Origin of the sequence: Campylobacter concisus (genome assembly GCF_002913225.1) — a bacterium.
GTDB lineage: Bacteria > Campylobacterota > Campylobacteria > Campylobacterales > Campylobacteraceae > Campylobacter_A > Campylobacter_A concisus_J.
This window is the reverse complement of sequence record NZ_PPAW01000034.1, coordinates 36,109-44,415: the sequence shown is the minus strand read 5'-3', so window position 1 is coordinate 44,415 and position 8,307 is coordinate 36,109. Positions and strand designations below refer to the sequence as shown.

The following is an 8,307-nucleotide window of genomic DNA, read 5'->3' as shown; positions in this document are numbered from 1 at the left end:
GATGAAGTGCGTGTGAGCTACCACGACGGCTTTACTTACGTAAAAACTAGCGGCCTAGTATCGGATGTAAATTTCAAAGATAAAATCCTCATAATCGTAAAAACTAAAATCAAATTTGAGGATATAAATGAGGTAGAGATAGTAAAAAGTTTAAAATTAATAAATCATCATTCATTTCTTTAAAAATATTCTAATTTTCTATATTTTATCTCCAAAATTAGTTACAATTTTTATCTTACACCACTTAAACAAACCATACTAATCAACAACATCTATAGCTTTTGACAAATATGGTCAAAAATAAGAATATTTTATATATAATAATCAAACCAAATAATATTCAGGAAATTTTTATGGTAACTAGAGAAATAAAGTGTAGATATTGTCAAGGGTATGGCTTTATAAAACCTGGTGAAACTTGTCCTATCTGTAGTGGCTCAGGTAAGATAGAACAAACAGACTTTGAGATAGGAAAAACTATTGGAAAAGCTCCATCTGCCATTGGTGCACTTATTGAATCTGTTTTTATTATTTTTCAAAAACCACTTATATTTTTCATACCTGGTTTAATCATTTATATTTTTTTTAAAGCTAATCTAAGAATGCAGTTAGATACTATAAATGGGGCACTTGTAGTTGGTTCATTTCTACATATACTTAACATTTTTAGTAAAAAATTTGGTAATATTCATAAAATAGCTATAGCTATCTCTCTCATACTTTTTGGCGTATTTTTTCTAAATATATCTAAAATACAATACCTAGATCCATTGTTTTTATATATTACTGGGTTTTTATTTGTGAATTTTATTAGCTTTTATAAAACATATTTTAATTTCATTAAGTATTCGATAGCTTTTGCTTTTTCTATATTATTATTAATAGCATTATTACTTACGGCGGTAGCAATATTGATAAAATTTTTATCTTAGATGACTGCTAGTAAATTTTTAAATATATTATGAGATGAAAATTTAATTTTTATCTATTAAACTCTTAGCTACACTAAATTTATCTCAAAAAAATTTAAATTTGCTCCAAAATGCGTTCGCAAATTTCTCTTGGATTTGCGTTTTCGTAGATCGGTCTGCCAACAACGATAAAGTCGCTGCCCTCTTGCTTTGCGCTAACTAAATTTGCAACCCTCTTTTGATCGCCCGCACTCTCGCCAAAAGGCCTAACTCCAGGACAAAGCGTGATGAAATTTTGATTTGTCACGTCTTTTATGAGCTTGCTTTCAAAGACCGAGCAGACCATGCCGTCAAGCCCCGCTTCAAAGCTCATCTGGCTAAATTTCCTAACCGAGCGAGATAGCGTATCGTTATAAACCGCTTCAAATTCGCTCTCATTAAAGCTAGTAAGTGCTGATACAGCAAGCACTAAAGGGCGATTTTGCAGCGCATTAAGACGCTCCATTACAGTTTTCATTGCACGTATGCCAGCGCTTGCGTGCACGTTTATCATATCCACGCCTATCTTTGAGACGACCTCAGCGGCGTCTGCCATCGTGTTTGGGATATCATAGAGCTTTAGATCAAGAAAGATTTTAAACTCCCCTGCTCCTTTTAGCTCCTCTATAAATTTAGCTCCGTCTCTCAAATAGCTTCTAAGCCCCACTTTTAGCCAAAGATCAAGCCCTTTTAGCTCTTTTACAAGGGCTAAATTTTCATTCTTGCTCGCCATATCAAGAGCGACGCAGAGCCTCATAGATCGCCCTTTATCTTATCTAGCACGCCGTTTATAAATTTTGGCGCCTGGTCGCTTCCAAGCTCTTTTGCAAGCTCGATCGCCTCATTTATGATGACAGCTTTATCTGTCTGGCTAAATTTCATCTCGTAAAGCCCAAGTCTAAGGATAGCAAGCTCTGTTGCGCCAACCTTGCTAAAATCGCCATCTTTTAGGTGTGGCTTTAAAATTTCATCTAGTTTTTCTTTGTTTGCAAGCACCGCTTTAAAGGTCTGCAAAGCTTCGTTTTTGCGCTCATTTCTTATTTTTTTTTCTTCTAAAAATTCCTCTTCAAACTCCACAGTTACGGGATTTATCTCGTTTGAGTAAAGCAGTGAAACTATGGCTTGTCTCACTTGATGACGTGTGGCCATTTTACTCTCCTAGCTTTTTGTATAAATTTAGCATCTCTATAACGCCCGTCATCGCTTCAAAGCCCTTGTTTCCAGCTTTGCTGCCAGCTCGCTCGATCGCTTGTTCGATGTTATCCACCGTTAGCACGCCAAATGTGACTGGTTTTGCGTATTTTAGCGTCACGTTTGCGATGCCTTTGGTGGTCTCAGCACTTACGTAGTCAAAGTGTGGCGTTGCGCCTCTTATCACCGCTCCCACGCAGCAAACCGCGTCAAATTTACCGCTTGCAAGCACCTTTTCAAGCGCCATAGGTATCTCAAATGCGCCAGGAACTAGCACTAAAGTTAAATTTTTCTCATCGCCGCCATGACGTAAAAATGCGTCCTTTGCACCCTCTACTAAGCGGTCTGTAATGATGTGGTTAAACCTTGCGTTGATGATCGCTATCTTCTCATCGCCTTTTAAAGCTAAATTTCCTTCGATTATTTTCATTCTCTTCTCCTTATATTTTGCGTAGTTTATCAAAATCTTATTTAAACTAAAGCTAATATCTAACCTCGAATGAAACGCTAAAATTTCTACCAGGAGCAGTATATCGCTCAAGTCCGGTACCATCAAATTTAACATAGCTTTGGTTGCCGTTATATCTAAGCTGTCTTAAATTTTCCCAAGTAGAATACTCTTTGTTAAAAATATTAAACACCCCTGCATTGATGCTGAAATTTTTACTGATCTTATAACCCATAGTTAAGTCAAAGACAAAATAGCTTTTACTTAGAAATTTATGTGCTTCTGGCTGTGTGGTACCAATTACTTTACCTGTATCTCTATCAACAGTTATTTGAGAAAAATTTGGCGGTATTTTTGAAACCGCATCTTTTGCTTTTTTGGCTGCTACAAATTTACTAGTTAGCAAGAGATCAAATTTATTATCACTATACCCAAGTCCAGCCACTGCAGTAAACGGCTGAATAGCCATAAGCGAAGTTCCATCATTTTTTTTGCCACGCGCATAGGTCGCTTTTAAGCTTGCATATAAATTTTCATTTAAATTTAGCACATCTCCATTTACACGCGAGTTTAGTTCCAAACCTTTGACGGTAGCTCTACCGACATTTACATGTTTAAAATCGAGACTTTTTTTACTATATTTTTTTACAAAATCAAATGTCGCAAAGTCAAGTTCTTCTATCTCTTCAATACCAACCTCATAATCACTATCAATAAAATCTCTATATTTGGAGTAAAAAGCACTAAGAGCAAGCGCATAACTCTGACCTGATGACAATAAACTTACCTCATGATTAAAGGCTTTTTCTGGTTTTAGCTCTAAATTTCTAACATATCTTGTACTATCCCTTGGTGTATCAAAATACATCTCCTCCACTCTTGGCGCACGAAAGCCGGTGCTAAATGCGTAGCCAATACTCACATTGTTATTTATATCATACTGGGCTCCTGCATTGTAGGTAATTGCCTTAAATTTACTTTTTTGTAGCTCTGGTGTTGTGACCATTTTATATCCTGCGCCAGAGGCAATAGATGCTTGCTCTGGTTTATAAACATATCTATCAAGCCTAACTCCATAGTTTAGACTTAAGGCCTCATTTAAGCTCATATCATCTCCCAGAAAAATATATTCAAGAGTGCTTTTTACTGGCTGAGCAAAGGTTACGTCAGTTGCTTTAACCGGCTTGAAAGGATTTGCTGGATCTACGCTACCGTCCAATTTTGTATTAAAACTTTGTCTAAGTTGTAAATTTCTATTTTTAAAGGTAGAGATATGCCTACCAAGACCAAAACTCAATATGTGAGAAAATTTACCTGCATTAATGTCGCCACTCATGCCGCTTACATCGAACTGTTTTTTGTCTTGAAAAAATTCATAGCTATCTTTTTGATCAAAACTTGAGTTGTATTGCATGTCGTTTGGATAGTTTGCATGATATCTTGTGAAATTTGATCTCTGCTGCACTCTTTGCTTATAAAAGCTTACCTTTAAATTACTTAGCAAAGCATCATGGTCTGGCACAAACTCATAGTAAATTCCATATCTTTTGTAAGGGATGCTATCTCTTGTTTGCTTTCTATTAAGTGTTGCGATGCTATTACTCTTCTCTTCTGTAAAATAGTTTTGCCTAAAGTCTTCATAAGAAGTGTTTATAAAATGCGAATCAAACCTATAGCCAAATTTCATCAAATTTGAGTGCGTGCGAAATCTCACATCATCGGGCAAAATTCTACCAAAGGAGCAAAGCTCTGGGTATTTATCCGCCAAATACGAATCCTCCACACTAGTCCCCATTCCACAAAATGGCACATCATCTAGCTTACCGCTGTAAAAATTCTTTGTCTGTTTGCCACGCTTATACGTGTGCTGAAATAGTGCTTCTATACCGCCTGCTTTTACGCCTGCACCTGCAACTTGCCTAAATTCACTATTTTTTGATGCGTATGCGCTTTTGCTATAAAAGCCAACATTTTGCCCATCCCTTACAAAATCATCAACATTTTTTGTCTGCATACTAACGCTACCACCGATCGCGCCACTGCCTTTGTTTAATGAATTTGCACCTTTTACAAACTCTACACTGCTTATATTTTCAAGCTCGGTGCTGTTTCGATTGCCATTTAATATCCCTAAAATATTGTAAGAACGAGGCATAAAGCTCTCAACAGCTTCCATTCCGTCTATTTTCAAAGAAACTCTATCGCTATCTACACCTCGTATGGCATACCCATTATTTCCGCTTCTACCGCCTTCTGTGACAGTTACGCCAGTTTCGTTTCGCACGAGATCTCGCTCGGAGAAAATTTGACCTTTTTTTAGCTCGCTTTTGCTAAGCTCTGTCTTTTTCGCTGAGATACCACTCGCACTTACTACAACACCTTCCAGCAGCACATCTTGTGATGAAAAGACAAAGCTGGACGCCACACCAGAGATAAACAAAATTCTACAAATTTGCACAATGTCTCCTTAAATTTGAAAAATAACTTGAAAGTGTAGTGTTATTTATATAAATTTATTTTGAATTTAAAAATCAATATTTTGTAAAAAATAATATTTATAGCGACTAGCATCTTAGAAAGTGAGTTTAAATATTATTATTTTTAGAGTATACAAGTGTATAAATTTGAAGTTATCTGTTTTGAAAATATATTTAAATTTGCCCCTCAAACGATCTTTAACATCACCACGCTAAAGATGATGAGCGCTAAAAACAAGGCTTTTTTAAAATTTATCTTTTCACCTTCAAAAACTACGCCAACCACGACTGCTCCGATTGCTCCGATGCCAGTCCAGATCGCATACGCTACCGACATAGCGATAGTTTGCATCGCATAGCTAAGTAGCGTTAAAGAAAGGGCGAAATTTCCAAGCAAAAGGATGAAATTTGCCCACTTTTTTATGCCTGTGCTTTTTGAAAATTTTGTGATAAAAAAAACGCCAGAGACCTCGCAACATCCAGCTAGTAAAAGTGCTAAAAAATGGATCATTCTTTTATGCCTTTTAGCCCAAGCACGCCTAAAATGAGCGTCGCTATGAAAAACAGCCTAATGAAATTTGGCATGATCCCGCTTGCTACGTAGTCGCTAACGATCTCAGCTATGACGATAAAAACTGTCCCAAAGCCCACAAATACAGCATAAGAGATGCTTACAGGCAGATACTTTAAAGCTTTCATAAACGAGACAAAACTTATGCTCACTAGCAGCGTCGTAAGCAAAAATTCACTTAAATTTGAAGCGTGCTTTAGCCCATACGCCCAGCCGCACTCAGCCACCGCACCAAGCAATATCCACAAAAAGCCTCTGTTTGACAAACTGTTTAGAACCCTTTTACTATCTCTAAAATTTTTCTCACCATGGCTTTTATCGCATCATTTTCTAAACTATCATCTGTATTTTGCCCAGCTATCGTCTTTAAATTTCCGAAAAAACCTGGATCATACATCAACTCATCTGTGTGATAATCTCTTAAAACCTTGCCATTTTTTAAAACTTCTATGCTAAGTATAAGAAAGATACCGCCAACTCTATCAGTTTTAACAAAGGTCGCCTCGCCTACAAATCCCCTGCGGTGAGTTATCTTTATCTTTAGCTCATCACTTGAGCTAGGATCAAGCAAATTTTCTTTTATAAGTGCCTCTGTGATTTGCTTATTGTACTTTTTCTCGACCATTTTTGGGCTTTGATAGAGAAATTTTGTCGGCTCGTGGTGCTGCACCTGAGTGTAGCTAATGCCCTCAAATTTATACTTGCCAGCAAGCGGCACCTTTGGCTGAGATGAGCCACAACCTACTAAAAACAACACTCCTAAAAGTAGCGCTAAAATCCTTTTCATCTCTCTCCTTAGTTTAAAAATTTAAAATTTCCTCTATCTTTAGCGTGTCATTTACGACTTTTTCAAGCTCGTCTAAATTTAGCATATTTGGCCCGTCACAAAGCGCCTCGCAAGGGTTTATATGCGTCTCATAGAAAAATCCATCCACCCCAACGCTAGCCGCCGCTCTTGCAAGATACGGCACAAACCTAGCATCGCCGCCGCTTTTTTCGCCAAGTGCGCTTGGCATCTGCACGCTGTGGGTCGCGTCAAAGATTACTGGCGCAAATTCTCTCATCATCACCAAATTTCTCATATCAACGACTAAATTTCCATATCCAAAGGTGCTTCCACGCTCCGTTAGCCAGACGCCATTTGCCTTTGCGACCTCATATCCATCGCCACTCACACCCCTTGTTTCAAGCACCTTTTTAACAGAGTGCTTCATCGCAGACGCTGCTAAAAACTGCCCTTTTTTGATATTTACGACCGCTTTTGTCTTAGCAGCCGCTACTAGTAAGTCAGTTTGGCGGCACAAAAATGCAGGGATCTGCAACACATCAGCCACTTCTCCAACTGGCTGCGCTTGATAGCTCTCGTGGATATCGGTTAAAATTTTAAAGCCAAATTCCTTTTTAACCTCAGCCAAAATTTCGCATCCTTTTTCTAGCCCAGGGCCGCGAAATGAGCTAATACTCGTGCGATTTGCCTTGTCAAAGCTTGACTTAAAGTAGAAATCAAGCTTTGGATTTTCATTAAATTTAACTAGCCTTTTTGCCACTTCAAAAACAAGCTCCTTGCTCTCTATCACGCAAGGTCCAGCGATTAAGATCATTTTTTCTCCTTTATTTTTCTCTAAATTTTCTAATCCAATCTATCAAAAGCGGTCTATCGTCGTTTGCAGGCACTTCATACCATTGTGAACAAAGCTTGTAGTATATGCCATTTATTAGTATTGGGACCGCATAGTAGCGAACTTTTTCATATTCACTATCTACTTTAACTAATGCAGCATAGTTTAGCCCAAGATAATCTTTGCTATATTTTTCGCTTTGTAGCCTGCTTATCTCATCCGCACCCACTCTACCACTTTCTAAAATTTCTCTCATTATGATACGCGCTATTTGTCCGACTTTTAGCTCTGCGTATTCATCTTGATTGTTTTTGTTGTCAATATATTCTTTAGAAAATTGATAAGTATTTGAGACTATTTTTCGCTTCTCTTTTTCGATTTTTTCAATACTTTTTGGCTCTTTTTTATCAAATAAAGTTATCATCTGATAAGAGCGCATAAAAAGCTCTGCTGTGTCGGCTATGTTGCCACTTACTTCCAAAATAGGTTTTAAGACAGAATTTAAAAAGTCATCATTAGCAATTATTCTAAAATCAAATTCCAATCCCATTTCAAGCATCATCTCATTTAGATCAATAAAGCAAGGTTGTAGGGCATATAAAATTTGTTTATTTATTTTTGGAGATGCAAAAATAATATTGGCTTTTTTAACACCAAAATATCCATAAATACACATAGCTGTTCTTACACATTTTTTTACAACTCTCGCCACCGTTTCATCAAGTCCACCATAATTTAGCCCAGACTCATGAAAAGCAACATCAACTGCATCAATTTCACTAATTCCATCACTCATACAAACGCCAAGCACATCACACTCTGCTTGTTGCAAAAGTTGATTTAATGAGGTATTTTGTTTATAAATTTTATATCCGTATTTGTTAGAAAAAAACTCATCTGTTTTTAACATTATATTGTCTAACTCGTCTAAAAATTTTATCTCCCATTTTGGAGAAATTTTCCAGTTGGTTTGTACTATCTGACACTCTTTTACATGGCGAAGCCAAGAATAAAATAAAGATTCACCGATTTCGATTTTCACAGTATTGTC

Annotated in this window: 10 protein-coding genes and 1 pseudogene; 2 read left to right on the top strand and 9 right to left on the bottom strand. The window is 37.0% G+C overall.

The window, feature by feature from the left end; all coding sequences use genetic code 11:
• A pseudogene (locus CYP26_RS06460) lies at positions 1-183 on the top strand (YolD-like family protein); the annotation flags it as partial.
• 170 nt (positions 184-353) lie between these two features.
• The gene (locus CYP26_RS06455) at positions 354-932 is read left to right on the top strand and encodes a hypothetical protein (protein WP_103630824.1); all 579 of its coding nucleotides are present in this window, start codon (positions 354-356) and stop codon (positions 930-932) included.
• A 94-nt stretch (positions 933-1,026) separates the two neighbouring features.
• Here the strand turns inward: CYP26_RS06455 and pyrF are convergent, their stop codons facing one another.
• From pyrF to CYP26_RS06410, 9 genes are all read right to left on the bottom strand, one after another.
• Positions 1,027-1,707 (bottom strand): orotidine-5'-phosphate decarboxylase, encoded by a 681-nt coding sequence (pyrF, locus tag CYP26_RS06450; RefSeq protein ID WP_103630823.1) that lies wholly within the window; start codon positions 1,705-1,707, stop codon positions 1,027-1,029.
• Positions 1,704-2,099 (bottom strand): transcription antitermination factor NusB, encoded by a 396-nt coding sequence (nusB, locus tag CYP26_RS06445; RefSeq protein ID WP_103630822.1) that lies wholly within the window; start codon positions 2,097-2,099, stop codon positions 1,704-1,706. The genes pyrF and nusB overlap by 4 nt, the downstream gene beginning before the upstream one ends.
• Position 2,100: 1 nt before the next feature.
• A complete protein-coding gene (gene ribH, locus CYP26_RS06440; RefSeq protein WP_103558932.1) occupies positions 2,101-2,571 on the bottom strand; it encodes a 6,7-dimethyl-8-ribityllumazine synthase in 471 nt (156 codons plus the stop codon).
• Positions 2,572-2,623: 52 nt separating this feature from the next.
• Complete coding sequence (locus tag CYP26_RS06435) at positions 2,624-5,047, bottom strand: TonB-dependent hemoglobin/transferrin/lactoferrin family receptor (RefSeq protein ID WP_181000876.1); 2,424 nt, start codon at positions 5,045-5,047, stop codon at positions 2,624-2,626.
• Between the two features lie 206 nt (positions 5,048-5,253).
• Positions 5,254-5,577, bottom strand: coding sequence for a DMT family transporter (locus CYP26_RS06430; RefSeq protein ID WP_103630820.1), 324 nt, complete (start codon positions 5,575-5,577; stop codon positions 5,254-5,256).
• Positions 5,574-5,903 (bottom strand): DMT family transporter, encoded by a 330-nt coding sequence (locus CYP26_RS06425; RefSeq protein ID WP_103630819.1) that lies wholly within the window; start codon positions 5,901-5,903, stop codon positions 5,574-5,576. The genes CYP26_RS06430 and CYP26_RS06425 overlap by 4 nt, the downstream gene beginning before the upstream one ends.
• 5 nt (positions 5,904-5,908) lie before the next feature.
• Positions 5,909-6,424: a hypothetical protein gene (locus CYP26_RS06420; protein ID WP_103630818.1), complete on the bottom strand. Its 516-nt coding sequence runs from the start codon at positions 6,422-6,424 to the stop codon at positions 5,909-5,911.
• A 13-nt stretch (positions 6,425-6,437) separates the two neighbouring features.
• Entirely contained in the window at positions 6,438-7,238 is an 801-nt protein-coding gene (gene kdsA, locus CYP26_RS06415) for a 3-deoxy-8-phosphooctulonate synthase (RefSeq protein WP_004317708.1), read from the bottom strand.
• A 10-nt stretch (positions 7,239-7,248) separates the two neighbouring features.
• A complete protein-coding gene (locus CYP26_RS06410; protein WP_103630817.1) occupies positions 7,249-8,298 on the bottom strand; it encodes a hypothetical protein in 1,050 nt (349 codons plus the stop codon).
• Between the last annotated feature and the right edge of the window lie 9 nt (positions 8,299-8,307).